We start from the raw sequence: 799 nt of genomic DNA, 5'->3' as shown, positions 1-799 counted from the left end.
GCCCACTTCGTGTTGGGCTTGGTGGCCCGGAAGTCCCGGGCCAGTAGATTCGGTGCTTTCTTGCCCACGGGGCCTCGGTAGGAGCGGTATCGCTTCACCCGAACTCTGGATTTCAGCCCCAGCTGTTGCATCAGCCGCTGAACGATTTTGTGATTCACCTGCTCGCCGAGACGGCGCAAGGCGGCGGTAATGCGTCGGTACCCATAGCGACCATGGTGTTCGCGGTAGATCGCCTGTATACGAGCTTTTAGGGGCTCGTATTTGTCACCCGCTCGCAGCACCTTGAGCTGATAATAGAACGTGCTGCGGGACAGCCCGGCTGCACGCAGCAGTCGTGCCAGGGAATGCTTCTGCCTTAACCCTTGGACCGCTTGCGCTTTTTGCTGCGCGCTGCGGCTTTCTCTTCCTGGATCAAGGCATCCAGCTTTTTTAGATAAGCGTTCTCCGCCCGCAGGTACAACAGCTCTTCGATCAACTCATCCTGCGAGAGACTGCGCTCTGGCGCATCAGCAGGTGGGAGGTCTACAGACTTTTTGGCCATCGGGGCAGCTCGCTTGGTCTCGGAAAGTGGCTTGGTTAGCTGGCCACTATGATACTGCACCAGCCATTTGCCAATAAGCCCCGTGCTCCTGAGGTTAAATCTCGCCTCTGCCTGCCGGTCCGTCAGGCCATCTCGGGTCACGCACTTGACGACATGGAGCTTGAACGACGGGCTGTAATGGTGCTTGGTTGCGGGCTCCAGCCCCTTCAGACCATGGTGCCGGTATCTCGTCACCCACCGCCGAACCAAAGATCTATC

At 58.4% G+C, this 799-nt stretch carries 1 protein-coding gene and 1 pseudogene; both read right to left on the bottom strand.

The window, feature by feature from the left end; translation table 11 throughout:
* A partial coding sequence (locus H3Z84_RS17335) for an IS3 family transposase (RefSeq protein ID WP_199456725.1) occupies positions 1–281 on the bottom strand: 281 nt, incomplete at its 3' end.
* Between the two features lie 74 nt (positions 282–355).
* Positions 356–799, bottom strand: a pseudogene (locus H3Z84_RS05125) (IS3 family transposase); the annotation flags it as partial.

The organism is Marinobacter sp. bablab_jr003 (assembly GCF_016464245.1).
GTDB classification, from domain to species: Bacteria; Pseudomonadota; Gammaproteobacteria; order Pseudomonadales; family Oleiphilaceae; genus Marinobacter; species Marinobacter vinifirmus.
This window is presented reverse-complemented; position numbering and strand designations above follow the sequence as displayed.